21 protein-coding genes are annotated in these 22,939 nt (G+C 57.2%); 9 read left to right on the top strand and 12 right to left on the bottom strand.

The window, feature by feature from the left end:
• Nucleotides 1–2: 2 nt before the first annotated feature.
• Nucleotides 3–551 (bottom strand): lactoylglutathione lyase, encoded by a 549-nt coding sequence (gene gloA, locus J3362_RS00990; RefSeq protein ID WP_014578143.1) that lies wholly within the window; start codon nucleotides 549–551, stop codon nucleotides 3–5.
• 353 nt (nucleotides 552–904) lie between these two features.
• Nucleotides 905–2,041, bottom strand: coding sequence for an alkane 1-monooxygenase (locus J3362_RS00985; RefSeq protein WP_349517710.1), 1,137 nt, complete (start codon nucleotides 2,039–2,041; stop codon nucleotides 905–907).
• A 251-nt stretch (nucleotides 2,042–2,292) separates the two neighbouring features.
• On the opposite strand from J3362_RS00985, the gene J3362_RS00980 reads away from it, so the two are divergent.
• The 5 genes from J3362_RS00980 (at nucleotide 2,293) to J3362_RS00960 (ending at nucleotide 8,714) form a co-directional block, all read left to right on the top strand.
• A complete protein-coding gene (locus tag J3362_RS00980; RefSeq protein WP_349517709.1) occupies nucleotides 2,293–2,952 on the top strand; it encodes a GntR family transcriptional regulator in 660 nt (219 codons plus the stop codon).
• 324 nt (nucleotides 2,953–3,276) lie between these two features.
• Nucleotides 3,277–4,299 carry a DUF6160 family protein gene (locus J3362_RS00975; protein WP_349517708.1) on the top strand — a complete coding sequence of 341 codons (1,023 nt, stop codon included), beginning with the start codon at nucleotides 3,277–3,279 and terminating at the stop codon, nucleotides 4,297–4,299.
• Nucleotides 4,300–4,364: 65 nt separating this feature from the next.
• Entirely contained in the window at nucleotides 4,365–5,423 is a 1,059-nt protein-coding gene (locus J3362_RS00970; RefSeq protein WP_349517707.1) for a lysylphosphatidylglycerol synthase transmembrane domain-containing protein, read from the top strand.
• A complete protein-coding gene (locus J3362_RS00965; protein ID WP_349517706.1) occupies nucleotides 5,420–7,663 on the top strand; it encodes a glycosyltransferase in 2,244 nt (747 codons plus the stop codon). Before J3362_RS00970 ends, J3362_RS00965 begins: the two co-directional genes overlap by 4 nt.
• Before the next feature lie 103 nt (nucleotides 7,664–7,766).
• A complete protein-coding gene (locus J3362_RS00960; RefSeq protein WP_349517705.1) occupies nucleotides 7,767–8,714 on the top strand; it encodes a YbgA family protein in 948 nt (315 codons plus the stop codon).
• 65 nt (nucleotides 8,715–8,779) lie between these two features.
• Here the strand turns inward: J3362_RS00960 and J3362_RS00955 are convergent, their stop codons facing one another.
• From J3362_RS00955 to J3362_RS00945, 3 genes are all read right to left on the bottom strand, one after another.
• On the bottom strand, nucleotides 8,780–9,511 hold the full coding sequence (locus tag J3362_RS00955) for a DUF481 domain-containing protein (RefSeq protein ID WP_349517704.1): 732 nt from the start codon (nucleotides 9,509–9,511) through the stop codon (nucleotides 8,780–8,782).
• A 21-nt stretch (nucleotides 9,512–9,532) separates the two neighbouring features.
• The gene (gene trhO, locus J3362_RS00950; protein WP_349517703.1) at nucleotides 9,533–10,552 is read right to left on the bottom strand and encodes an oxygen-dependent tRNA uridine(34) hydroxylase TrhO; all 1,020 of its coding nucleotides are present in this window, start codon (nucleotides 10,550–10,552) and stop codon (nucleotides 9,533–9,535) included.
• Between the two features lie 135 nt (nucleotides 10,553–10,687).
• Nucleotides 10,688–11,419 carry a DsbA family protein gene (locus J3362_RS00945; protein ID WP_349517701.1) on the bottom strand — a complete coding sequence of 244 codons (732 nt, stop codon included), beginning with the start codon at nucleotides 11,417–11,419 and terminating at the stop codon, nucleotides 10,688–10,690.
• A gap of 126 nt (nucleotides 11,420–11,545) precedes the next feature.
• On the opposite strand from J3362_RS00945, the gene J3362_RS00940 reads away from it, so the two are divergent.
• Nucleotides 11,546–12,520, top strand: coding sequence for an NAD(P)H-dependent flavin oxidoreductase (locus J3362_RS00940; RefSeq protein WP_349517700.1), 975 nt, complete (start codon nucleotides 11,546–11,548; stop codon nucleotides 12,518–12,520).
• On the opposite strand, the gene J3362_RS00935 is transcribed toward J3362_RS00940, so the two are convergent.
• From J3362_RS00935 to J3362_RS00915, 5 genes are all read right to left on the bottom strand, one after another.
• Nucleotides 12,517–14,457 carry a methyl-accepting chemotaxis protein gene (locus J3362_RS00935; protein ID WP_349517699.1) on the bottom strand — a complete coding sequence of 647 codons (1,941 nt, stop codon included), beginning with the start codon at nucleotides 14,455–14,457 and terminating at the stop codon, nucleotides 12,517–12,519. The two genes, J3362_RS00940 and J3362_RS00935, sit on opposite strands and share 4 nt — an antisense overlap.
• 127 nt (nucleotides 14,458–14,584) lie before the next feature.
• Nucleotides 14,585–16,102: a DUF5666 domain-containing protein gene (locus J3362_RS00930; protein ID WP_349517697.1), complete on the bottom strand. Its 1,518-nt coding sequence runs from the start codon at nucleotides 16,100–16,102 to the stop codon at nucleotides 14,585–14,587.
• Nucleotides 16,103–16,142: 40 nt separating this feature from the next.
• The gene (locus J3362_RS00925) at nucleotides 16,143–16,544 is read right to left on the bottom strand and encodes a hypothetical protein (RefSeq protein ID WP_349517696.1); all 402 of its coding nucleotides are present in this window, start codon (nucleotides 16,542–16,544) and stop codon (nucleotides 16,143–16,145) included.
• Between the two features lie 5 nt (nucleotides 16,545–16,549).
• Nucleotides 16,550–17,398 carry a DUF6502 family protein gene (locus J3362_RS00920; RefSeq protein WP_349517695.1) on the bottom strand — a complete coding sequence of 283 codons (849 nt, stop codon included), beginning with the start codon at nucleotides 17,396–17,398 and terminating at the stop codon, nucleotides 16,550–16,552.
• Between the two features lie 82 nt (nucleotides 17,399–17,480).
• On the bottom strand, nucleotides 17,481–18,944 hold the full coding sequence (locus J3362_RS00915) for a DUF5666 domain-containing protein (RefSeq protein ID WP_349517693.1): 1,464 nt from the start codon (nucleotides 18,942–18,944) through the stop codon (nucleotides 17,481–17,483).
• A gap of 205 nt (nucleotides 18,945–19,149) precedes the next feature.
• Between J3362_RS00915 and J3362_RS00910 the strand changes: the two genes are divergently transcribed.
• A complete protein-coding gene (locus J3362_RS00910) occupies nucleotides 19,150–19,326 on the top strand; it encodes a DUF6435 family protein (protein WP_108017796.1) in 177 nt (58 codons plus the stop codon).
• A gap of 69 nt (nucleotides 19,327–19,395) precedes the next feature.
• Nucleotides 19,396–20,178, top strand: a complete 783-nt coding sequence (locus J3362_RS00905; RefSeq protein WP_349517692.1) for a substrate-binding periplasmic protein — start codon at nucleotides 19,396–19,398, stop codon at nucleotides 20,176–20,178.
• On the opposite strand, the gene J3362_RS00900 is transcribed toward J3362_RS00905, so the two are convergent.
• Together J3362_RS00900 and J3362_RS00895 are read right to left on the bottom strand one after the other, a co-directional pair.
• Nucleotides 20,163–20,519: a chaperone modulator CbpM gene (locus tag J3362_RS00900; RefSeq protein WP_349517691.1), complete on the bottom strand. Its 357-nt coding sequence runs from the start codon at nucleotides 20,517–20,519 to the stop codon at nucleotides 20,163–20,165. The two genes, J3362_RS00905 and J3362_RS00900, sit on opposite strands and share 16 nt — an antisense overlap.
• Nucleotides 20,520–20,532: 13 nt before the next feature.
• Entirely contained in the window at nucleotides 20,533–21,504 is a 972-nt protein-coding gene (locus J3362_RS00895; RefSeq protein ID WP_349517690.1) for a DnaJ C-terminal domain-containing protein, read from the bottom strand.
• A gap of 224 nt (nucleotides 21,505–21,728) precedes the next feature.
• Here J3362_RS00895 and J3362_RS00890 point away from each other — a divergent pair, with 224 nt between their 5' ends.
• Entirely contained in the window at nucleotides 21,729–22,937 is a 1,209-nt protein-coding gene (locus J3362_RS00890) for an MFS transporter (protein WP_349517689.1), read from the top strand.
• The last annotated feature ends 2 nt before the right edge of the window (nucleotides 22,938–22,939 follow it).

Raw genomic sequence — 22,939 nt, 5'->3', positions numbered from 1 at the left:
GATCAGTCTTCCTTGCGCTGTTTCTCAAGCATGTCCGGCTGCAGGATTTCAATCCAGTAGCCGTCCGGGTCTTTGATAAAGGCCAGGCCTTTCATCTTGCCGTCGTCCGGCTTTTTCACAAACTCCACACCGAGCTTTTGAAAGCGGTCGCAGGCGGCGTAAACGTCTGGCACCGCTACGCCGATGTGGCCGAAACCCTGAGGTTCGTCGTTGCCATTGTGGTAGCCGAAGTCGTTGTCGTCTTCGGTGCCCCAGTTGTGGGTGAGTTCAAGCATGGCTTCGCGGCCGAAGGTGTAGGTGGTGCGGTGGGCATCGTCCTGCGGCACGAGGCCGGCCTGGCGATCGTCCAGGTAGCCAAGGAAATACAGGGTGAACTTCATTTCGGGGAAGTCCAGTTTGCGAACGAGGCGCATGCCCATCACTCGGGTGTAGAAGTCCATGGAGCGCTCGGGTTCCTTGATGCGCATCATGGTCTGGTTGAAGACGTAACCTTCGGTTTCGGGAACGGTTTCTTCGTATAGGCCAGGGGCCTGTTCGAAATGCTTGGGCATGTTGGTTTTCCCTTTTTTTTCGCAGGATTCAAAGGTTATACCTGTGTGCGTTTCAGGGAGATTTCAAGGGCGTGAAAAAAGACCCCGGGGCCAGAGACGAACCGCCGGGGTCTTGAGGGCCGGTTTTTTACGCCGGCGTTTCTTCAGAGACGCTCTGAAGCTTTTGTGGCCTATCGGTTCAGGCCGATCTGGGTTTGGGGGCTGGCCGAGGCATGAGGGGTAATTTCTTTCGGGAAGCCGAACTCGCTTTGCTCAGACATTCGTTTCCCTGCAGAAATTACCCCTCATACCCCGGCCGGCTCACTTTGTTGCCGGCCCCCTGTTCAGACTGCTGGGAGTTTTGCCCGCCTGCTTCAGGCAAGTTGATGTTCTTCGCCTTTGTAATAGGCCTCTACCCTTGGGTTCATTACCCGCCGCCAAAGTGGGGGAAACATGGCCAGGACGATCATTGCGGAGTAGCCGGCCGGGAGCTGGGGGGCTACGTCGTGGTGACGGAGGATCTGGTATCTGCGTTTTGCCCAGGCGTGGTGGTCGCTGTGGCGTTGGAGGTGGAACAGGAAGACGTTGGTGAGGAAGTAGTTGCTGTTCCAGCTGTGTTCGGGGCCGGTGCGTTCGTAGCGGCCGTTTTCGAGTTTTCTCCGGTGCAGGCCGTAGTGTTCGAGGTAGTTGACGATTTCCAGCAGGGTGAAGGCGATGAAGCTCTGGCCCAGGAAGAAGACGGCGCCGAGCCAGCCGAAGGCGATGGTGAATCCAGCCAGTGCCAGGGCGCTGATGCTGTACCACCAGATCAGTTCGTTGCGCCAGTTGAGGGCTTTGTAACCTTTGCGTTGCAGGCGTTCGGCTTCCAGTTTCCAGGCATTCAGGAAGTTGCGCATGTAGGCCTGGGGCAGGAAGTTGTAGAGGGACTGGTTGTAACGGGACGAGGAGGCGTCTTCCGGTGTGGAGACGTGTACGTGGTGGCCGCGCAGGTGTTCGACTTTGAAGCCGGCGTAGCAGACCAGTGACAGCAGGAAGCCCCCGGCCCGGGTTTCGAGTTTTTCGTCTTTGTGGATGAGTTCGTGGGCGACGTTGATGCCTAGACCTCCGACGATGCCGATGGAGACGATCCAGCCAATACTGCCCACCAGGCTGAAGGTGCCGGAAGCCAGTTCCAGCATGCTCCAGACCAGTAAGGCTGCAAAGCCTGCCACCCAGCCCAGGGTAATCGCTTTATAGAACCGTTCGCCGACCATCCGCGGCACGTCGGTTTCTTCATCCGGGTTCAGGGAATCCTTGCCGAGCAGCATGTCCAAGATCGGAATGATCCCGAACACGACCACGGGGACGCCCCAGGAAAACAGGTTCACCAGATCAGTGGCCTGGCCGGCGGCCAGCAGCAGAGGCGGCAGCAACAGGGGCACCATGGCGATCAGGTAGCTGTACTTCTTGAGGGTCAGCAAGATCCTTCGGCGGGTGGCCTCTCGATTTACCGATAACTGCGTTGTGCTCATTGGGTTCTCTCCATCAAATGCTTGTTGGTGAAACTCTGATCACCTGCTGTTTTGTGCATTATTGTCCTACAATACATCAGTCGTCAACATTCCTGGCGAGGTTTTTTGACAATTGTCAGGAAGCCCCGCCGAATCAAGGCGTTGTCGCTATCGCACTCCGAGGCTGTGATAAACTCATGCGCATACACTCTTCCGCCGGTCGGCTTACCGCAGCAGTCGACCGGTTTTTACGACCCGTCCAGAGAGCCTTTATGGATTTTCAGGTGCCGAACACACTGGCCGAGCAGATTGCCAATTACCTGGCAGAACGGATCATGACCGGGCAGATTCGCCCGGGTGAGCGGATTCAGGAGGCCACGCTCGCCGGTGAACTAAAGGTGAGCCGGGCATCGGTGAAGGAAGCCCTTTACACCCTGGAGCGCTGGCACCTGGTGGAGATCACGCCCCGTAAGGGCGCTTCGGCAACCCGGCTGGATGCGGCCCATGCCTCGGAGCTCTACGACGTTTATATGCACTTGCTGATGATGATGGCGGTGCGTTTGTGCGAGCGCTGGCAGGAACGCGACAAGCCTCTGGTGCTTGGGGCAGTGAGCAAGGTTGTTGAAAAGATAAACGATGGCTCTGCCGACATCTCCGGGGTGGTTGAGGCGAGTTTTGGTGTGATGGATGCCTGTTGTGAGGTGGTGGGGAATCCTTATCTCACGGAGGCGCTGTCGAATTTCAAGCCGGCGGTCAGTCGGGCCTATTATCTAAGTGCCGATCGGTATCGTCGAGGTTTGACGCAGACCAGTGAGTTTTTTGCCAATCTGCCGCAGGCTGTTCTGGCGCGGGATTCTGAGAAGGCGCAGGCGTTGATACGGGAGTTTGCGGAGCACCAGAAGTCTCTTATTCAGCAGGCTTTGGCTTCGTAGTCCGAGTTTCACCCTTCAACTTTTGGTGCCCGCAAATCGGGCGGGAGGTCTTCCCAAAACACGCTGTGAATACTTCCCTGTACGCTTGGCTCCGCCATCCATGGCTCCGCACAGTTTTGGGAAGACCTCCCGCCCGCTTTGCCCCAACCTCTCCGGTGGCCTCTTCGTGTGACAGAGCTCACGGATCTTTCTCACTTCAAGCCCTATCGTAACAGTCTGTAACAAACCAGAGTTTTTGCTGCATAGGTTGTGCTGTCCCCCTGCGGCCCGGGGAGCATTTAACGCTCTCCGCTAAAAACAACAAACCAGACTTTTGGGGCCACCATGACTCAGTCACTAGCCTGTCGTCGAAACACCACATCTTCCACTCTCTCGCTCTGGGTGCTCGCCCTCTCGCTCCCATTGCCAGCGATGGCAGAGTTCAGGCCGTTGGATGATGGCACGTTGTCCGGTGTTACCGGTCAGGCAGGTGTGACGATAGAACTGGAGACCAAGCTGAGCATTGATCGGTTCAGCTGGATTGATGAAGGTTCGTTGAATGTGAACGGGCTGCGGTTATCCGGGCAGAACGATACGGTGCTGGATAACATGAAGCTGACGATCGATATTGCCGGCGATGGGGAGGTGCTGGAGCACGGGTTTTCGGAGATTGCCCGGCGGGCCGATGCGGGGTTGTTGGACCCAACCAATCCGGATGTGGCCGATGCTGTGGCGAAGTATTCCGTCGCGGGCTCTTTTGGCAAGCAGTTCAATAGCGGTGATCTGGTGATGCACCTCGGTGCAACCGATTATGGCGATCCGACCAGTCTGGATGAATACCTGCAGGCGGTGGATTTTGAGCTGGCGGTAGACAGTGTGACCACTTCAGGCAGCGAGGGTTCGGCGACGCTGTTCTCGGACGTTCTTCTGCAAGGTCACATCGGGCCGACGGATCTGGTGATTCGTAACGGGGGCGATTCCACGCGCACTCTGGCGAACGGCAACGAGGTCTCAGGCTCCGAACTGCAGCTGGATACTCATTTCGAGATCACCAACGGCAGCCTGAACTGGGATGCGGCGGATGTGATTCTGTTGTTCAACTTTGCCGCGGTGGGTATTGAAGGACTTCAGATTCATAATCGGCGCGGCGATGACACGCTGGGCCATTTCGGTATGGCCAGTGCCACTGCAAAGCTGTCCAGAGGCACCAGTGCCGCTTCGGGCAACGACGGGCTTTCGGTGCACGATGTTGAGTTCCGGGCGGATATTGATATGCCGGTCTTCAAGATGGGCGGTACCAGTATCGGCAGTGTTCAGTTCACGGACTTCGCCATCACCAACACCACCATGATGGTGTATGGCCACTAGCCCGACACTGGACACCGACCACACCCTACCCTGTAAACTGCCCGTCTCACTCTGACGGGCAGCCCATGACTGACTCCACTGAAATCAGCTACTCAAAGCGCGCTTCGGGAAAAAGGCTGGCGATGTTCAGTCTGTTGTTTCTGGCGCTTACCGCTGCCGGGCTTTACGCCGTTTACCATCTGTTTGCCGAGCGCACCCTTACCTTCGATACCAGGCTGATCGCTCCGGGAACCCTGTTATCGGTGGCTGGCCTTTTGCTGGTTTATTTCATCTCGGATGGCCTTCGGCTCTACTTTACGCTGAGAGCCCTGGGGCACCGGCTTTCCCTGCCGGCCATGGTGCGGCTGGTGTTTATCAATCTGTTCTTTTCCAACATCACGCCGATGGCCACCGGTGGCGGTTTCGCCCAGATCTGGTTTCTGAGCCACCATGGCGTTCCGATTGGGCGGGCGACGGCTGCGACCACGATCCGGACGATCCTGGCGGTGCTGTTCATATTTTCGCTGACGCCAGTATTCCTCCTCACACTCAAACCCCTCGACGGCAATTCCATCACTGGCGATATCGGCACGGCTCTGGCAGTTCTGATTGTGTTGTACCTCGGCTTTTTCCTGGTTCTGCTGTTCCGGACCCGCTGGCTGATCGGCCCCCTGACCCGGCTGCTGAGGGCGGCGCGTCGGCTCCATCTGATCAGTGAACCCCGCCATCGGCGTTGGCAGTTCAAGGCGCGCCGGGAGATGCTGCGGCTGTCACGCAGTTTTGGCGATTATCTGCGCGGCGCTCCGGTGTTCGTCTGGCTGTCCATCCTGTTCACTGCCATATTTCTGCTAAGCCTGTTCAGCTTCCCGGCCCTGCTGATGCACAGCCTGGACTACAGTGTTGACTATGTGATGTCCGTGGGCCTGCTGGTTGTGACCACCTTCGTGATGTATTTCTCGCCCACGCCGGGCGCCTCAGGCATCTCGGAGGGTGTTTTCGGGAGCTTCTTCCGGGATATCCTCTCGGGAAACCACCTGATTCTGGTCATCGTCTGCTGGCGCCTGCTGACCATCTATCTGGGCATGATTATCGGGCTGGTGGTGCTACAGAAGGAACTTGTTGCCAATCGCAGGAGAGCCGGATGATCTTCCGCAACCCACTCAAGCTGCTGTTTTACCTCTGTCTTCTGGTGGTGTTTCTGCTGGTTGGCTACAAAACCTATCTGAATCTGTTCACGGAGGATTTCGAGGGGGTTCACACCGAGCAGGTAGAACGGATTTATCAGGCACTTGAGCCCGGCGAGCCGTTCAGTTTTGCGGTGGTGGGCAACATCAATAACTCGGTAGGCATTTTCGAGGACCGCATCATTCCGGAACTGAATCGATCCGGGCTCGATTTTCTGGTTTCGGCGGGGAACGCTGTCAGTGGTGGCGGCGAAGACAAGTACCGGGCACTTTATGGCACTCTGAGCCACCTGGAGATCCCCTATCTGCTCACCTTCGGTGCTCACGAGTACGAAGATTTTGGCAGTTTCCGATTCTACGATCACTTCGGCCCGCACTTCTTCAGTATCGAGGCCGGTAACAGCCGGCTGATTTTCCTGGACAGCACCGGCAAAACACCCTGGCGCTGGCAGATCCGGTGGCTGAAAGACCTGTTGGCCCAGGACACCTCCCGGGCACGGATACTGTTCATTGGCCATCCTCCCCTGCACCCGGACGAAAATGCCCCGTTCGATCAGAAAGACGATTACCTGGCGCCCCCCGAGTTCCGGGATGCCCTGCTGGCCGCGATCAAGGACCATGGCGTTGACCGGGTATTTTCCGCCAATCTTTCGCTCTATGCCGAGGAGCAGGTAGGCGAGACCACGTTTGTGACGACCGGGGGTGCCGGTGGCCTGGTGATGAACAATGACACCAGCTTCTATCACTACGTGCGGGTGAACGTGGACGCCGACGGCGAGGTAAGCCACAGCCTCCAGCGGCTGAAGGTGGGCCAGCACCCGATCCTGAAGCGTCTGGAAAGCCTGTGGTTCTTTATCTACTCGCTGTTCTATACCGGCTATCTGAACTTTATTCTTATCGTCGCCGTGTTTGCGGCCATAGCGATCAAGCTGTACGGCGCCATTTTCATCGGCAAGGATTATTACCCGGACTATGATCTGGACCCCTCGCCCTGGCTGGACAAACCGATGCGGGTGGCCATGTTTACCAACAACTATCTGCCCTTCATCGGTGGGGTACCCATTTCCATTGAACGGCTGCGGCAGGGCCTGGAAGCGCTTGGCGATAAACTGCTGGTAGTGGCGCCCCGCTACAAGGGGCAGCCGGAAACCGAAGCCCACGTTTTACGAGTGCCTTCACTACTGGCCATGGGCGAGAAGCGGGAATTCCGGCTGGCCAATATTTTCCTCGGGCGGATTCGCAAACGGGTACGGGCGTTCAAGCCGGATATTATCCATCTGCACCATCCGTTCTGGCTGGGGTCGCTGGGCCTGTTCGTGGCTCGCACACTGAATATCCCGGCCATATACACCTACCATACCCGCCTGGAGCACTACGCCCACTTCGTGCCGCTGCCGGGCATGCTGTTCCGGAACCTGATTTCCCACGCGCTGATCAAACGCTTTGCCAACAAGTGCGACGGTGTGATCGTGCCTACCTACTCCACGGAGGAATACCTGCGGATGATCGGGGTTAAAACACCGACCTTCGTGCAGCCTACCGGCATTGAATATCACAAGTTCCAGGAGGTTCAGGAGAAGGACGTCGAACAACTCCGGGAGAAGCTGAAGCTCAAGAATGAGAAAGTGTTTGTCAGTGTTTCCCGGCTCTCGAACGAGAAAAACATCGACTTCATGATTGAGGCCATTGATACCCTGCGGCGCGAAACCGATGTGCCCTTCCGGTTCCTGATGATCGGCGATGGCCACCAGAAGGACCGCTTGCAGAAGAAGATCGAAGACCTGGGACTTCAACAACACTTCACCCTCGTTGGTGCCGTGCCGCCGGACGAAATGGCCACCTGGTACCGACTGGGGGATGCTTTCCTGTTCGCCTCCATCTCCGAAACCCAGGGCATGGTGATTCTGGAGGCGATGGCTGCCGGTTTGCCGGTCGTAGCGGTTCGCTCCAGTGGTATTGAAGACGTGGTCCGACACGGGTTCAACGGCTTCAAGACGCCGGAAAAACAGGACCAGTGGCGCGCGCAGGTCAAAAAACTGCTGGAAGACGACGAGCTGCGCGAAAAACTCTCCGAACAGGCCCTGGAATTTGCCAGGGACTACTCAGTAGAGCAGTTCGCCACGGACGTTCGCACCATCTACGCCACCACACTCGCCATGGCCGCGAAGAAACGAAAAGGCTCGATAATCCATCCTGAATAGGTGGGGTTACAGTTTTCCGCAGCGGCCTGATCGGGCTAGACTGAATTCACGTATTACAAAAACAGTTTTACCTATCAGACCTGGTTAATTATCGGAGACTAACGTGAGCGGCATCCCCGTCGGAATCAGCACCTGCCTGCTGGGCAAGGAAGTTCGCCATGATGGCGGCCATAAGCATTCCCGCTACTGCACCCAGGTGCTCTCGAAACACTTTGATTTCCGCTCCATCTGCCCGGAGCTGGAAGCCGGCCTGGGCGTTCCGCGCCCGGCCATCCAACTGCGCGAATACAGCGATGGCCTTCGTCTGATTGAAACCAGAGGCGCGGCGGATCACACCGACGCCATGCAGGGTTTTATCGAACAGGTGATGCCGACCCTGACAGACCTTCGTGGCTACATCCTGATGGCCAAGTCCCCCAGCTGTGGCATGGAACGCATCAAGGTACACAACGAGGATGGCAATGTAACCCGCCGGGATGGCCGGGGCATGTTTGCCGAGGCGCTGCTGAAGGCCTACCCGCTCATGCCGGTGGAGGAGGAAGGCCGACTGAACGACAACATGATCCGGGAGAATTTCGTTGAGAGGGTTTTCGCCTACGACGACTGGATGCAGAACGTGGCCGGAGACAAGCTCTCCGCCAAGGCGCTGATTGAATTCCATACCCGCCACAAATTCCAGCTTCTGGCTCACTCCGAAAAGATCTACCGACAGCTCGGTCCGATGCTTGGGGATCTGAAGTCAGAGCCATTGGAAGACATTGCTGAACGCTATATCCACCAGTTCATGGAGGCCATGAGCAAGAAGGTGAGCCGGGGTTCACACATGAACGCCATGCAGCATCTGATGGGCTATCTCAGGGATTCCATGGGCGATGAAGACCGCAAGGTGTTGATGGAACAGATGGAGGCTTACCATCGGGGCGAAGTACCGCTGGTGGTTCCCATGACGCTGCTGCGCATGGCCCAGCGAAGGGAGCCGGTGGACTACCTGCATGCTCAGCAATACCTGACGCCTTATCCCGATGAGTTGGGTCTGCGAAACGACGTATAAAATCGGGGTCAGATGAAAAAGGGGTCAGATGAAAATCTCATCTGACCCTAAGTTCATGCGTTCAATCAGAAACCGTAGATAAGCGAGAGTGAGGTTTCCGTGTCGGTGTCTTCGGATCCTGCGGGTGGATCCGATAGGTGTTTAACCCGGAACGCTGCCTTCATGGAGAGGTTCCCCACCACGTTCGCCTGCAGCGACGTTTCCGATTCGGTCACCGTGTTGTTCTCATCCAGGCCGATTTCCGTGCTCAACTTCTGGCGGAACAGGGAATTTTCCGACAGGGCATAATCAAACTGGCCTGCCAGGCGTGCGATCGCCTCTTCTTCGGCATCGTCGCCCTGGGCATTCACCATTTCCAGTTTGTTGTAGCGGTAACCGCCACCGACTGAAAGATCCAGGAACGAGCGATCACCCGAGTTCCACACCCGGTTTCCGTAACCGGTGGTTGCTGAGGATTCGAAATCGTAGCCGGAGAAGCGGTCGTCCTCGTAGGAGCCCCGGAGAAACCAGTACTGGTTCTTTGAAAACTTGTAATTGGTTTCCAGGGCGGCAAGATATTTCTCGGCGGTGGTTTCGTCGTCGGTCTCTGAATAGTTCGTGCGGAATTCGCCGGTGTTGCGCCAGGTTTCGACTTCATGGACCAGTCCAAGGCGGCCCTTGATGTTGGTCTCTTCGGTATTGCCCGAAGTGATCAACACACCCAGTTCGGTTTCGCCCTTCCAGTTATCGGCGTCCTGCGCGCTGGCAAGGGGCGCGATAACAACTGCGGTAATGGCTACAGCCTGTCGTAAATCCATGAAGTCTCCTTTCTGGGTTGGTCAGGCCCCGTCGGTGCTTCTCGCCCTCTCGCCATCCAGGCTTTTCCGGGCCTGACGTTCTCTTTCGGCCTTTTTCCGGGCCTTGCGCTCGGCAATGATGCGAGCGGCTTCCCCGCCCACGTGGGCTTCGCCCCGCTCCTCCGCCAGACGCATCTGGCGTTCACGCTCGGCAAACCGAACTTTCTGCTCTTCGGTCAGCGAATCAATGCACTGATGGCAGCTCACACCCTGTTCATACTCGGGGCGCTGCTTGTCTTCTTCGGTAATCGGCCTGCGGCAGGCATGGCACTGGTCGTAATCGCCACGCTCCAGCCGGTGGTTAACCGTTACCCGGTCATCAAAAACAAAGCACTCTCCGTGCCACAGGCTCTGCTCTTCCGGTACCTCTTCCAGGTATTTCAGGATGCCGCCCTTGAGGTGATAGACCTCCTCAAAACCCTGCTCCTTGAGATAGGCGGTGGATTTCTCGCAACGGATACCGCCTGTGCAGAACATGGCCACCTTCTTGTGCTTCGAAGGATCCAGGTTCTGCTTCACGTATTCCGGGAACTCCCGGAAGGTATCCGTGGCCGGATTGACGGCATTCCTGAAGGTCCCGATTTCGACTTCGTACTGGTTGCGGGTATCCACCAACACCACGTCCGGATCGGAAATCAGATCGTTCCACTCTTTTGGATCCACATACGTGCCGACAATGCGCTTCGGATCGATACCGTCCACACCCATGGTGACGATCTCTTTCTTGAGCTTCACTTTGGTGCGTTTGAACGGCTGGATGTCCACATAGGACTCTTTGTAATCAATGCCGTCGAACCGCTCGTCGCTGGCGATCCAGGCTTTCACGGCATCAATGCCTTCGCGGCTACCCGCAATAGTGCCGTTGATGCCTTCGCGCGCCAGCAGCAAAGTGCCATGCACGTCTTTATCAAGCATCAGATCCAGCAGCGGCTGGCGGAGGGATTTGTAATCATTCAGGACTGCGAACTTGTACAGTGCGCAGACAACAACGCTGTTGCTCATCATGTTCTCCTGCGGGCCGGACCGTAAATCCGGAGCATGGTTTCAGGGTTCATCAAAGGCGGGAGCCTGAGAGGGCGCAAATTTTAACCAACTCAGGCTCACGATCAAGTGCGGGGTTACCCGGGGATCAAGACGTCAGTCCGTCTCGGTGGCCAGTTCACGCTCAACCACGGCAGAAAGCTGTCCCCAGCCGGGACGTGTCAGGCGAATGTTATCCACCAGAACCGTGGGTGTGCTGGTGACCCGAAGCTGCATGGCCACCTCGCGGCTCTGCTCGACAGCTTCACGGTGCAACTCGGTAGTCATGCAACGGCGGAAGCGCCGTTCTTCAAGGCCCAGATCATCGGCGTAGCGGGTAAAGGTGGCAACCGGATCGTTCGAGCTGCTCCACTCGGTCTGGGAATCGTAAAGGCGTTCATGCATGGCCCAGTAGGCATCCTGATCACCGGCACAGCGCGCCGCCTGGGCCGCTGGCATGGCGTTCTGATGCTGCTGCAATGGCAGATCGAAGTAGACGAACCGAACCTTGCCCGGTTCTACATATTCCTTCTTCAGCTGCTTGGTGGCAGAGGAAAAGTTGCCACAGGCGGGGCACTGGTAATCGGCAAATTCACGAACCACAACCGTGGCATCCTCGGGGCCGACAGATACGCCGTACTGGTCCAGCTGGGCTGGGAACTCATCGGCATTGGGCGCTGCCACTGGCAATTCATCAGAGGTAGGCTCCGGTGCGGCAGTCAGGAAAAAAACGCCCAGAAGTACAGCTGCCAGAACCAGCAAAGCGATGCCCGCATAGAGCGGCTTGTTGGATTTTGCTTTTCTGGGAGGCGGTGCGCCGGTTTCCTTGCGACGTTTTGCTTCACCCATGAATGAACTCCTTATTGTGTTTCTGGTTTCCGGAATTAATTAGCTCGCGACCGTTTTCAGATCGGGCGTGGCACGCTAAGATCCTTTATATCCTACAAAAGTTCCAACAAAAATTAAGGAATTCTCATGGCATTGCCTGCGTCTCTGAAAGACTCTCTCTCACTGCCTCTGGTGGCCGCGCCCATGTTTCTGATCTCTGGCCCGGAACTGGCGCTTGCCTGCTGCAAGCAGGGCATCGTTGGCAGCTTCCCGGCCCTGAACCAGCGTACCAGCGAAGGCTTTGAGGAGTGGCTGGTCCAGATGAACGAAGAGCTGGCGGCTTTCCGAAGCACCAATCCGGAAGCGAAAACGGCGCCCTACGCCGTGAACCTGATTGTGCACCGGACCAACCCTCGCTGGCAGGCCGACCTGGAGCTATGCGTAAAACACAAGGTACCGATCATCATCACTTCCCTGGGTGCTGCCAGCCAGGTGGTGGAGGCGGTACATAGCTACGGCGGCGTGGTGTTCCATGATGTGACCAACCAGAAGCACGCCCGCAAAGCTGCGGAGGCTGGTGTTGACGGCATCATCGCTGTGGCGGCGGGTGCCGGTGGCCATGCGGGCACCATCAACCCGGTTGTTCTGGTGCATGAAATCCGGGAAGTCTTTGATGGCACCATTTTGCTGGCCGGCGGGCTGTCCCATGGTGAGGACCTGCTGGCGGCCCAGGCCCTGGGCGCGGACCTGGCCTACCTGGGCACCCGGTTTATCAATACCGTTGAGTCCCGGGCCGACGAGGCCTACCGGAACATGATCATTGAGGCGGTGTCAGGTGATATCATTCATACACCGGCGGTTTCCGGTGTGCCTGCCAGCTTCATGCGCCAGAGTCTGGAGGCAGCCGGCTTTCCCATGGACAAGCTGAACCAGGCCGGCGAGATCAACTACGGGGAAAAACTGAAGCCCATTGATGATGAGGCCAAGGCCTGGAAAACCGTTTGGTCCGCCGGCCAGGGGGTCAGCCAGATCCATGATGTGCTGACCGTCCCCGAGCTGGTGAGCCGACTGGCCGACGAGTACAAAAGCGCCCGGGAGCGCCTGTTCTCCAAAGGGCACTAAACCTGGAACTGTGAGGCTTTATCCTTCAGCGAGGTCAGGGTCCGGGCAATCTGGCCGCTGGCCTCATCGGAGCGCTCAATGGCTTCCACCGTCTCGCGGGAGGAGCCGGCAATATCGCTCACGTTCACACTGACTTCACTGGCATGCCTGCCCTGCTCTTCTGCCACGGATGAAATGGCCATGGCCCGGTCCTGAAGGCTGCTGAGCAACTGGTTGATCCGGTCAAAATGTTCATCGGCCCGACGGAACTCCGTAGAGGATTCCGCAACCTGGCCAGACACCTCACCTATAGCGCTGACCGCCTGTCGACTACCCTGCTGCAGGCGTTCGATGATCGACTGGATTTCAGTGGTGGATTCCTGGGTCCGGCTCGCCAGAGTGCGGACCTCATCGGCCACAACCGCGAAACCCCTGCCGGATTCTCCGGCGCGAGCGGCCTCGATGGCGGCGTTAAGAGCGAGGAGGTTGGTCTGCTCTGCGATGGCGCCGATCACCGACAGCACCGATCCGATTTCCTTGCTCTGGTGGTCCAGCTGATTGACCGCTTCCACCGCCTGCTCAACATTGCGAACCACCTGATCCAGTCGGTTCCGCACTTCCCGGGAAATGCCTGCGGTGGCCTCACTCTCGGAACTGACGTTGCTGACAGAGCCGGCAATATCCTGAATGTTCTCCGCCACCTCGGAGATACTGCGGGACATGGCGTCCATGGTGCCGGACACCTCGGCCACGTCCTGCTCCTGGCGATTCACTGCGGCCACGGCACTGCGGCTTATGTCTCCCTGAGCCTGGGCCTGGCCGGCAGCCGATTCGGCCGACTCTTTGACGTCGGAGACCAGTTCCTGGATACGGGCAATGAACCGGTTTACACCCTCGGCCATCTCCGTAAGCTCATCCTTGCCTTTCATGGAAACCCGGCGAGTAAGATCGGCCTCGCCATCGGCAATACCCCAGATCGCCGAGCTCAAACGGAATACTCTGGGCAGCAAGCCTCCGCCGAGCACCAGGGCCACCAGCAGGATCAGAACCACCACGGAACCGATTGCCAACATGCTCAAATTGGCGGAGAGGCTCGACGCTTCGGTATTCAACGCCTCCACCGTGTTCTGGATTCTGGAGCGAGTGTCAGCGTCCATGCTCGCCAGCTGCTGCTGAAGGCGCTGGTTAACCTGCTCGGTTTCTGCTTCGAGGGTGTCGTGCAGCGCGTCGATGCTGCCGGTGATGGTAGCGCTGAATTCCTGCTCCAGGGCCGCCAGGTCCTGGTTGATGCCTTCGAGCGACAGTCCCAGCTTCAGCTGACCAATGGCAGAACCCTGGGGAGCGATATCGGCGGTAATTATTACCACGTTGGGGTCACGGCTTGCCGCATCCAGGACCCGATTTGCCGCACCACGACCTTCCCCCTGCTCCATTAAGGTGCGCACCCGATCGTCGGTGCGGTCCACATAACGGGTCAGTCGATCACCGTACTGGTCGTAATAGACAGCGAACAGAACCGATTCACGGGCGTCGGCCAGTTCGACAAGATCGGTGAGGCGGGGGACATCCCGATCCCAGATCAGCGGGGCCGCAACAGCGGCGAGGACATCGGCCAGCCCCTGGGCTTCCGCCATGACAGCGGTGCGAACGTTGCCGGCAACGCGTTCCTGCTGCGCCGTCTGCTGGCGGGTGAGTTCGGCGGAGAGTTCCTCGGTGGTCTTCTGCCGCATGGTCTCCAGGCGGGATCGGACATCTTCACGGGTGTCCCCGAAGGAGGCACTGACCTGCTGGCTGCTGGCCTCAAGCGCGGACCCTGCGGTGTCGACCAGGCGCTCTACCTGGCTGGAAATCAACCACTGGCTGACCAGGACCTGAACCAGACCGGCAACGACCAGAACAACAAAAACCGGTCGGAGAAGGCGGCTAGAAATCAGCCGCCGGATAAAACTGAGTGACATACGGACTCCGCTAGCATGTGTGCTTCATGCATCCTGCACAGTCGGCAACAGCGTCCCTGCCTGGCGTGTCCGTATGTATAGCAAAACCCGGGCCGGAGTGGGCCGCATTTATGTACGGGTTTTGTAGTTAATCGTCATCGCTTTCTTCTAGATCGATTTCGTCGGCGATGAAGTTGTTCCCGTTCCTCGAATATTCAACTTCGAGAATCAAAAGCTCGCCATCATCAAAAAGATCAATAATTTCACTCTGAGTATTACTGTCGTAAGCCGCTGGCCCGGCATCGATCGATACACCGAGAACCGTGATGGTGCTGGGAGTGATGTTCGTAAGCTTCCCTTCCAACTCGTAAAGATCTCGATCATCGAAATCTGAAATTTCGTCATCGACCTCTACCTTCAAGGCTTCGATAAATACATCTGCACCCTGCTCTTTCTCAATACCCTCCACCTCCACTGTTGTGTCGCCGATGGGAAGAGTCTGGAATGAAATACCGGAGCCATCCTCAACGGTGAAGGCAGTTGTCGATGACACCCGAACTTCAACGCCACCGATAAAGAACGCATTGTCAGCAGGGGAAGAAACCACTCCTTTAACTTTCGCATTGCCGTCCCGCAGTTCAATTTCCTCCGCTTCAACAACCGTATCCGAGACGAACTGCCCCTCCACCTGAATCAGGAGGCCTTCGGTAAGCTCGTCGAGAGTAATGCTGTCATCCAGTTCGGTTGCATCTGTCACCCGAACGGTCAGACCTCCCATGGTGAACTCGCCGGGAAGTGTGCCAGCGCCGGAAGGCGCGTAAGACGCATCAATGATTGCAGTAAACTCGATATCGTCGGCACTGCTGCGACTGAAGCGTCGGGCGTCGTCCCGGTCAATGGTAGCGGCAGTCAACACGCTTCCTGACAGGGTTCCCTCTACCTCCAGGACAGCGCCGTCGATCAGGTTCGCCTCGGTCAGGTCTGATCCGAAACTGACGCTGTTCTCATCATATTCAACGGTGATCGTGCCAATCGTGAATTGATTCTGCGATATATCCACCGCTGACAATGTGCCTTCCAACTCGATACTAGTCAGATCCGGATTGATGACCTCAATGTAGCCGGCCCGATAGGAGCCATCGGCCTGACGCCAGGCGCTGACACGGACATGATCTGTGATAGAGGGTTCGCCAAGCAGTGTGGCGTAAGTTGTGCCGCGAACCACCGTCTGGCGATCAACCCGCACGGATTGCCCCATCACTGAAAGGGTCACGAATTCACCGGCACCACTTGGATCGGCAGTTACCAGGTCTACCGGACCCCGCAACGTATCGTCGTAACTGAGCTTCTCGGCCGTGCCTTTGCCATCATCAAACCACTCGCCTTCAACCCTGAGAATCATGCCTTCACTCAGAAGGCCTTCAGCAGTGATGCCGTCATTGCTTTCCACTTCCCGATTCGGAATGTCATCGGTGCTGAATTCAACGCCATTAACAAAAACACTTCCGAATCCGGAAACCGGACCAACGCTTGAGCCTGTGCCCCGGATCCCGCCATCGGCGATATCCAGGCCTCCGTCTCCAGAGCCACCGCAGGCGGAAATCGCACCAAAGGCCACCGTACCAGCTGCCAGCCCGAAAACACGATTGCGGAGTTGCCGTTTCATAGCTTTTTTCTCCCTGTCCGGCGTTCCCGGCCGGTGCTCTTCAGTAAACATCGTTATAACGCCTGCGAGGAATTTCGTCTTCATGCCTGAACACTTTGTTGATCCGTGACTCACCGTGCAGGCGGGGCTGCGACGGCGCGTAAACGCTTCGTCTAAGCAAGAGGTAACCGTTATCCAGGGACTCAACGACGCCCTTACGAAGCAGTTCATTCAGAACCACTGTCGGAGCAAACTCCGGGTTGGTCGCCCGTACCAGATAGCTGAAAGAGTTCGTTGAACGATTGTCGGTCATCAGCATGACCGGGTGGTGATGCTCATCGAGAAACTCGCTGGAGCTGATCCAGGAGCGAATCACCTGCCGGGACGATGCGGAAAGTATGGTGCTTGCAAGCTCCGTTGGCTCCCAGCGACAAATAATGTTCGGCTGCCTCGTGAGACTCATAGCACTCAATCTCCTTTCGGATCTTTTCCGGCAGGCTCTTCAAAGAAGAAGATGCTCACGCCGGTGCGGACCGGATCCCCGGACTCACTGCCAGGCTCATGACCCGATATATCGCGGTCATGGGGACCAAGCCACTTGTCCAGCTGTTCCAGCAGTGCCTGGGACTGGGCGGCTGCGTGCTTGCGCCAGCGCTCCATCACTTCCGGAGGGATGTTGTTGTAGGTCAGGGTTCTCTGGAACAGCGGGGGCTGCCCGGACTCGTCACTGACCAGGTTATGATCAATGGTCGCTATGAGATCTGATACGTCCTCGCCAAATATCTGGAGCATTTCCTCGCTGTCTCCGGCCGGAACATAGGCCCTTTGCTGCAATTGCAGGCGTCCCGATTCGCCGTCAACCGAAACCACGCCTACCCGAAGCAGTTCATCCAGTACAGCGCGGGGCGGCATGTCACCGCTGTAACGCTTGACCAGTTCACTGAAACTCCCCGGCCCGTCGAAAGACAGCATGGCTGGCTCTCCGTCTTTGGCCTGGAAGACCGCATCGTGGACCCAACCCGATACCACCCGGGACGCCCGGTTGGTATGAAGCACATCACGGCTCCCGGTATCTTCCCCTGCCAGGATCTCCCGCTGGCGCTTGACTTCCTTGCGGGTCAGCCCCGTCATGACCGCAGCGCGTGAATCCGTGGGCTTTCGTCGGCCGTCGGCAAAGTCTTCCAGAGCTGCTTCCACGTAGGCACGTTTAACCAGCTCGGAGAACTCACCGAAAGGAATACCGTTGCGCAACAGCAACCTCGCCAGAGGTCGCAGAATGCGGAACAGCGCTTTATGCAGGGGGTTGGGCTTTTTCATGTTTGGGATTGTATTCCCATAGCGACTTCGAAAGCCAGAATGCGGGCCGACGACACCCCGGCCCGCTCCGGCAGTTCACTGATCAATCATCGCTGCCACTATCGTCATCGCTGCTGTCTTCGAGTTCGACGTTGTCTGTCAGCTCATACTGACCACCGCTGGTCTGGCGATAGTCTATTTCCACCTCATCACCAATCTGGATACCGGACAGGCTGTAGCCATTGCGAAGCACCTCAAGATTCATGATGGTGATGGAATCGGCTCCGATGGCACTCACCCGTGCCTCGAGCTCAAAATCGTCATCGTCGTCGTCATCCTCGCGTTCAATGCTGATGGCCTCGAGGAATCCGCCTTCACTGCTCTGCTGGCGACCTTCAATTTCGAGATAGTCACCCACCTGCAGGCTCTGGATATCCTGGACGCGACTGCGACGGTCATCTTCGTCATCGTCGTCGTCATCAATCAGGGTATTGCCGGTCAGATGGACCCGGACGCCGCTGACGACCATGGTTTCATTGGTCAGATCAAGAGACTCGATGCGACCATCCAGCTCGGCATCCGACTCCCGGCCTTCGATCTCTTCAGCCACCAGGACGCCATTGCGGAATTCGCCTTCCACTTTCACAAAGAGGCCATCGGCAAGGCTGCTTTCGCGGAGATCGTCGAATTCGGTGCCGCCATTAATCTGGACTCGCACCCCATTTACCGAGAACTGACCGCTGGCTGCGTCATAGTCAAAAATGCTTCCGGAGATTTCGACATCGTCATCATCGTCGAAGAGGTCGTCCTCATCATCGATCTCCTCGGCCATGATGGTGTTGCCGTCCAGGTAGCCTTCCACTTCCACCACGATTCCGTTTTCCAGATCGTCCAGGGAGAAGCCGTCATCGCCGACAGCGCTGGTGTAATCAACCAGGAAACCGTTGATGGTGAAGGTCTGGGCGCTTGTGTCCAGATCGGCAACAACGCCTTCAATTTCTACTTCGTTGTTGTCATCGAATTCCAGGCCAATGGCCCTGGCACCAACAAAGCTTGCCCGGAAGCTGCCATCCTCAAGGCGCCAGGCGCTGACCCTTACACGATAGCCCTGGGGATTGTCGGCAAGGGCAGTAGGCGTCGCGCCGCGGAAGACGGTTTGGCCATCCAGGGCAATGCTCTGGCCAAGCATGGTCAGAGTTCCGGTGCGGGTAACCTCATCCCAGCTCATGCCGGAAATCGGTCCGCGCAGGGTATCGTCATAACTGACCCTGTCGGCCCTGCCCTGGCCACGGTCATCCCAGTCGCCCTCAACTTTGAGGATCATGCCCTTTTCGAGCTGATCTTCGCGCTCCACGCCATCGTCGCTGCTAACGCTGCCATTGGTTTCAAAGCGGGTGCCGTTAACGTAAACACTGCCGAAGCCGGAAACCGCCCCAACACTGGTACCCGATGAGGTGCCACTGGTGGAGGTGTCTCCGGAGCCACCCCCACCACAAGCGGCAAGGGCACCGGCCAGAGCGCCGGTCATGGCCAATTTCACTGCAATTGCTAAAGGTTTGCGATTCATCGTTCTTCTCCAGGCTTGTTATTGCGTCCGCGGGCGACCACGCTTAACCACCCAACCGTAAATTGGGATATTTTTCCCAATTGGTTATTTGGGAATTTAATCCCATTCTCTGAAGCTGTCCAGTTTTTGATCATGAACATTTTGTGAACTTTATGGAGCAAAAAACGTAAATCTTTGAACGTTCAGCCAAAACAGGTTCATTACGATGTTGGGATTTTTGAAAGGCGATCCGAAGAAAAAACTGCAGAAACAATACGAGGCGAAACTTGCCAAAGCACTGGACGCACAGCGCAATGGCGACCTGCGGACCCATGGAACCCTCATGGAGGAGGCCGAGAAAATCTACGCCGAGATACAACAGCTTTCTTCACAGGAAAAATAACACCGGCACAGAAGCCCACCGGGTTCTACAATTTGTCATAAGAAGTGCAACTGGCAAATTGGCATAGCCATGAAAGTTCTCCCGGGTGTCTTTGCAGGGTTCCTGTTAACGTTTTCAGCCCTGATATTTTTCGCAGAATCCGCTTCGGCGGAGGGGCTCGCGCAGCTCAGGTTCTGCGAAGATCCCTGGGCCCCCTACACACTGGGAGAGATTGACTCTGTGCCCGAAGGCGGTATTGCCGTCGAGTTATTCAAGGAACTCGGAGAAAGGTTGGACGTCGACTTCCAGCTGAGGCTGTTACCGTGGAAACGCTGCCTGTTATGGGCAGAAACCGGCGACTACGATGGCGTCATGCTGCTGACCCGGAACGATGAACGGGCAGCCTACCTGACATTTACCGATTTTGTTCATGAAGACAAAAACCTGGTCTGGCATCAGGCAGACAGGCGTTTCGATCACAGCTTTGAAAACTTTGCCGACTTCAAAGGTGTCCGTATCGGTGTAACAGCCGGATTCAACTACGGTGAAAGGTTCAATCAAGCCGTTGATGAATTCGATCTTGTGGTTGAAGAGGCCCCGAACATTTTGAGCAACCTCCGCCGCCTCGATCTGGGACGTATAGACGTATTTCTGGTTAACAAACCTGCAGCCGAATTTTCGATGGTTGAATTCCCCGATTTGCGACAGCGGCTTACTTACGCAGATGGCCCTTTCGAAGCCCTGCCGTTTTACATAGGGCTGTCCAAGGCATCACCCGTGGTCCTCGAGCTGGAACGATTCAACCAGGCCATCGCCCACATGCGCGATGCAGGCACCCTCGAAAGGATTTTCAGCGCTCAGCCAGCGCCCTGATCCGGAGACAGCTGGGCCAGCCGCTGTTCCAGACGCGCGACCTTCCTGCGCATGCTTTCAACTTCATCCAGCAATTCCAGCGACATGGCCAGCCCCGGCAGATTCATTTTCAGATCCCTTTGCAGTCTCTGGGCCTTGCGCAGCCGGCTGAGTGCTGCTATGTCGAACTGCCAATGAACTGTCTCGGGCAAATCTTCCACCGGGGCGATGATGCCGAAATTGACCAGTTTGATAACGAACTCTGCATGGCACTCGCCACGCTCGCAGATTTCACGCAGGGTGAAGGTGCTGCCATTCTGGTCGAGTACCTCTACCGTCAGCACATGATCTTTCTTGCTCATACCTTACTCCCGCTCACACGTGAAGCTTGCTGCGTGGATTGAAGTTCTTCTCGGCCTCTGCCAATTGCTCGTAGAGCTTCTCGGCCTCTGGGCTGTGTTTCTCGGGCATGGCGATCTGCAGAATGACAATCTGATCGCCCGGGTGTTTGCCGGGGAAGCCCTTGCCCTTGAGCCGTAGCTTCCGACCGCTGGTGGAGCCCTTGGGCACTTTTACATTTACCTTTGAGCCAACGGTTGGCACGGTCACCGTTGCACCCAGAGCCGCTTCCCAGGGAGCGATCGGCACTGTGACCAACACATCCCGGGCCTCCACCGCGAATTGTGGATGGGGTGCCAGCTCCACTTCAATAAACAGATCACCCGGCTCCCCGTCGCCAATGCCCGGCGAACCCTGGCCTTTGAGGCGAATATGCTGGCCCTCGCGCATGCCGGCCGGGATCTTCACCTTCAAGGTCTTTTGCCGGGGAATCACCCGACCATGCTCATCCACCTCGTGAACGGCGAAAGAGATCTGTTTTTCACAGCCGTGAAACGCCTCTTCCAGGAACAGGGCAATCCTGGCGTGAACATCCTCACCGCGCATTCTCATGTTCTGGCGGAAACCGCCACCACCAAAGCCCCCGGAGAAATCGCCCCGGCGGCCACCACCGAAGATCTCCTCGAAGAAATCGCTGAACTGACGGGCGTCGGCATCGGTGTAACCCCCGCCACCGAAACCGGCCCCGCTTTGCCAGCCCGGAGGCGGTTCGAAAGAACCATCCGCCCTGGCACCGTATTTACGCAGCTGGTCGTATTCCGCCCGCTTCTCGGGATCTTTCAGTACTTCGTAAGCTTCGCCCACCTCCTTGAATTTGGTGTCGGCATCTTCTTCCTTACTGACATCCGGATGGTATTTCCGTGCCAGCTTTCGGTAGGCTTTTTTTATCTCCTCGGCGGAGGCAGACTCACTGACACCGAGTACGGCGTAATAGTCTTTGAAGTCCATGGCGCTCCTCGTTACAGATGATCATGGTGATCAACAATTGATCTCTGATACCTATAGTTGACGCTGTCAGCAAAATTACAAGCACCCACTGCGATCCAGTTGCGATAGATCAAACACGGCAGAAGTTGTGGCCCAGGTCACTGTGATGGTTCGTATGGCATCTGGTCCCGGTAAAGGTGACAATTGCCGGTTTTACTCTTTCCAGCGGCCTCAGGGAGAGCTTTTTGAGCAGCGAACCAGCCACACGACTCCGGATTTTTCTGATCGAATTCGCATTGGCACTGGGTGGCTTTGCCATCGGCACCGGTGAATTCGCCATCATGGGTCTGATGCCCAATGTGTCACAGGATCTCGGCGTCACCGAACCACAGGTGGGGCATTTGATCAGTGCCTATGCGTTGGGCGTTGTGGTGGGCGCTCCGCTGCTGGCCGTGATCGGGGCACGCTTTTTCCGGCGCCAGTTGCTGATCTGGCTAATGGCTTTCTATGCGGTTGGCAATCTGGCAAGCGCTCTGGCCGAAGACTACACCGGGGTCATGATTGCTCGATTTGTGGCCGGCCTCCCCCACGGTGCGTATTTCGGCGTAGCCTGCCTGGTGGCGGCCTCCCTGGTGCCGGTCCATCAACGGGCGAAAGCGGTCAGCCGCGTCATGATGGGCCTGACTCTGGCACTACTGTTGGGCAATCCGATGGCGGCCTGGATGGGGCAGTCTCTGGACTGGCGCTATGTGTACATGTTCGTGGGGCTCATTTCCGTAGTCACCCTGACGATGGTGATCTCGGTACTGCCGGCTGACCCGCAGGAACAACGAAAGGGCGCGTTCAGCGAGATTCGCGCGTTCAACCGGGCCGGCATCTGGTTCGCTCTCGCCATCGGTGCTATCGGGTTTTCTGGCATGTTCGCCGTGTTCAGCTATCTGGCGCCGACATTGCTGGAAGTGACCAAAGTTGAGGAGTACTGGATTCCACTCGCTCTTGCGGTGTTCGGGCTGGGCGGTTTTACCGGCAATCTGCTGGGTGGCTGGCTGTTCGATCGCCTGGGATTTCAGGCAGTTGGCGTTATTCTGTTGCTAAGTGCCGGCATCCTGCTGGTATTTCCCTCCACCACCGGCACGCTTCCGATATTGCTGGTTGCCTGTTTCCTTGTCGCCATGATGGGCGCCCTCGGTCCGGCGTTGCAGACCCATCTGATGGATGTCGCCCACGGCGCCCAGAATCTTGCAGCAGCCTCCCACCACGCCGCCTTTAACGTTGCCAACGCCCTTGGGCCCTGGCTGGCAGGAATGGCAATCACAGCAGGCTTCGGATGGTCGTCGACGGGCTACGTCGGGGCCACGACGGCAACCCTGGGACTGCTCATTTTCCTTGCGGCCTGGCGCCACAAACAAAAAGGCCCCCGCAATGCGGAGGCCAATCAGGTCCCGGTCTCTTAAGC

Origin of the sequence: Marinobacter sp. NFXS11 (assembly GCF_040148675.1) — a bacterium.
GTDB lineage: Bacteria > Pseudomonadota > Gammaproteobacteria > Pseudomonadales > Oleiphilaceae > Marinobacter.
Note: the sequence above shows the minus strand (reverse complement) of the source record. Positions and strands in the feature narration are given on the sequence as shown.

Coding starts and splice junctions, on each gene's coding strand:
- gloA (WP_014578143.1), bottom strand. CDS start 551: ATGCCCAAGCATTTCGAACAGGCCCCTGGCCTATACGAAGAAACCGTT.
- J3362_RS00985 (WP_349517710.1), bottom strand. CDS start 2,041: ATGAGCACAACGCAGTTATCGGTAAATCGAGAGGCCACCCGCCGAAGG.
- J3362_RS00980 (WP_349517709.1), top strand. CDS start 2,293: ATGGATTTTCAGGTGCCGAACACACTGGCCGAGCAGATTGCCAATTAC.
- J3362_RS00975 (WP_349517708.1), top strand. CDS start 3,277: ATGACTCAGTCACTAGCCTGTCGTCGAAACACCACATCTTCCACTCTC.
- J3362_RS00970 (WP_349517707.1), top strand. CDS start 4,365: ATGACTGACTCCACTGAAATCAGCTACTCAAAGCGCGCTTCGGGAAAA.
- J3362_RS00965 (WP_349517706.1), top strand. CDS start 5,420: ATGATCTTCCGCAACCCACTCAAGCTGCTGTTTTACCTCTGTCTTCTG.
- J3362_RS00955 (WP_349517704.1), bottom strand. CDS start 9,511: ATGGATTTACGACAGGCTGTAGCCATTACCGCAGTTGTTATCGCGCCC.
- trhO (WP_349517703.1), bottom strand. CDS start 10,552: ATGAGCAACAGCGTTGTTGTCTGCGCACTGTACAAGTTCGCAGTCCTG.
- J3362_RS00945 (WP_349517701.1), bottom strand. CDS start 11,419: ATGGGTGAAGCAAAACGTCGCAAGGAAACCGGCGCACCGCCTCCCAGA.
- J3362_RS00940 (WP_349517700.1), top strand. CDS start 11,546: ATGGCATTGCCTGCGTCTCTGAAAGACTCTCTCTCACTGCCTCTGGTG.
- J3362_RS00935 (WP_349517699.1), bottom strand. CDS start 14,457: ATGTCACTCAGTTTTATCCGGCGGCTGATTTCTAGCCGCCTTCTCCGA.
- J3362_RS00930 (WP_349517697.1), bottom strand. CDS start 16,102: ATGAAACGGCAACTCCGCAATCGTGTTTTCGGGCTGGCAGCTGGTACG.
- J3362_RS00925 (WP_349517696.1), bottom strand. CDS start 16,544: ATGAGTCTCACGAGGCAGCCGAACATTATTTGTCGCTGGGAGCCAACG.
- J3362_RS00920 (WP_349517695.1), bottom strand. CDS start 17,398: ATGAAAAAGCCCAACCCCCTGCATAAAGCGCTGTTCCGCATTCTGCGA.
- J3362_RS00915 (WP_349517693.1), bottom strand. CDS start 18,944: ATGAATCGCAAACCTTTAGCAATTGCAGTGAAATTGGCCATGACCGGC.
- J3362_RS00910 (WP_108017796.1), top strand. CDS start 19,150: ATGTTGGGATTTTTGAAAGGCGATCCGAAGAAAAAACTGCAGAAACAA.
- J3362_RS00905 (WP_349517692.1), top strand. CDS start 19,396: ATGAAAGTTCTCCCGGGTGTCTTTGCAGGGTTCCTGTTAACGTTTTCA.
- J3362_RS00900 (WP_349517691.1), bottom strand. CDS start 20,519: ATGAGCAAGAAAGATCATGTGCTGACGGTAGAGGTACTCGACCAGAAT.
- J3362_RS00895 (WP_349517690.1), bottom strand. CDS start 21,504: ATGGACTTCAAAGACTATTACGCCGTACTCGGTGTCAGTGAGTCTGCC.